The organism is Bacillus sp. H1a, assembly GCF_000633475.1.
GTDB lineage: Bacteria > Bacillota > Bacilli > Bacillales > Bacillaceae_G > Bacillus_A > Bacillus_A paramycoides.
The window spans coordinates 1-1,689 of record NZ_AYMH01000097.1 but is presented as its reverse complement, the minus strand read 5'-3'; the positions used below and the strand labels follow the sequence as shown (position 1 = coordinate 1,689).

Genomic DNA, 1,689 nt, shown 5'->3' with positions numbered 1-1,689 from the left:
GAGGGCACTGAAAAACTTGCGTTTTTTATAAATAAATTCGTTCTAGAGAAAGATAGGGCGCTTCTTGTTCAATTTTGAACAGGAAACGCCCTAATTTTTTGCTTATTTATTACCCTTTTTCATTCAGAAGCTTCAAGATTCTTTTTAGATTGACAGCGAATATCGTCGTTGCTCCCTGAATTTGCATGCCAAATGAACCCGCAGCCGATGCTTGATCGTACCCGTGTTTATTTTTTAACTCACTATTTTTTGCTTCGATTTTATAGCGCTCTCGAGCTAAACGTTTAAATTCTGCTGTTTCTTGAAAAGCTTGTTGGTCTAAATGTTCCTCTGATTTAATGGCAACAGAATAGGTTTTAGTTTTTGCGCCTTCTTTAAAACATCCTTCTCGGAGTGGACAGACCTTACATTTTTCAACGTCAAAAAAATAAACCATTCTTGCACTTGCTCCTGGATGTGAATCTGGTTTTTTACTTTTTCTTTTTGCTAAATGTCCTGCTGGACATACAAATAAACCTGCATCTTTATTAAAGTCAAATCCTTTTCCGTTTGCTCGCCCATTTTGAGTAATCATTGGATTTAACTTAGAAATCAGTTGAATGCTTTGTTCTTTTGTATAAAGTAAATTGTTTTTCCCTGAATAAGCCGTGTCAGCAATGACTGTTTCAACTTCCATTCCTGTTACTTTACTTTTTTCAATCAGTTCTTGTAGATAATGTCCATCTGATTTTTCACCTGTTGTAACGACTGCTGCTGTAATAATACGTTCATCACTAATTGCTAAATGTGTTTTATAACCAAAGAAAGAACTGTTTGCTGTTTTATGTCCTACTCGTGCATCGGTGTCTGTTGAATAATTTAGATGTTCTTGCGTATCTTCTACAGCTTCTTTTAACACGTTCAATTTTTCCTTTACAGCTGGTAGATGGGCGATTTGTGGTTTGTTTTCAATAATGGCAATCAATTTTTCACAGTAAGCTAATTCATCTTTTACTTCGTTAGAAGTATTCTTCTTTGGAAATTTTTCTTTCATGGATTTATCAAGTTGATACACTGCTTTGCGGGTATGTTTTGATTTCTCTTGTAAAAATTCTTTCGGTGATTTTTGGTTATAACGTGCTTTGGTATGTGTTGCGTCCACAATGATTGTTTTACTTTTGATAATGTTCTTTTCGAGTGCGATTTCAACTGTTTTTCCAATGAGCATATCTAATAAACTTACGTCTTGAAGACGAAGTCTGCGGAATTTTGTGAGTGAGCTTGAATCAATCACGTCATCTTCTGGCGCCATACCTAAAAAATACTTGAAAGACATGTCATATTTTGAACGTTCGACAAGGTCTACATCAGATACATCAAAAATGGCTTTTAACAATAAGTACTTAAACATTCGAATCGGAGGAATCGCATTTCTTCCATTGTCTAAACAATATTTTGTTTTCAATTCCTCTAAAATGAATGAGAAATCCACTAGTTCGTTAATTTGACGAAGCATATTATCTTTTGGCACGACAATATCGTAAATAGCCATATATGGACTTAAGTTGAAAGTCTCTTGGTTTGAAATCATTGGGAACACCACCTGCATTTAGTCTCTCTATTATAAATTAAAAAGGCGAGGTATTCGACGATTCAATCGTCGAATACCTCGCTAAGTGGAACCAGATGGAGTTTTTCAGTGCCCTCGTA

1 protein-coding gene is annotated in these 1,689 nt (G+C 35.2%); it reads right to left on the bottom strand.

Annotation, left to right across the window (positions count from 1 at the left end; translation table 11 throughout):
- Nucleotides 1-109 precede the first annotated feature (109 nt).
- Nucleotides 110-1,570 carry an IS1182 family transposase gene (locus tag U860_RS0129730; protein ID WP_025151332.1) on the bottom strand — a complete coding sequence of 487 codons (1,461 nt, stop codon included), beginning with the start codon at nt 1,568-1,570 and terminating at the stop codon, nt 110-112.
- Nucleotides 1,571-1,689 lie beyond the last annotated feature (119 nt).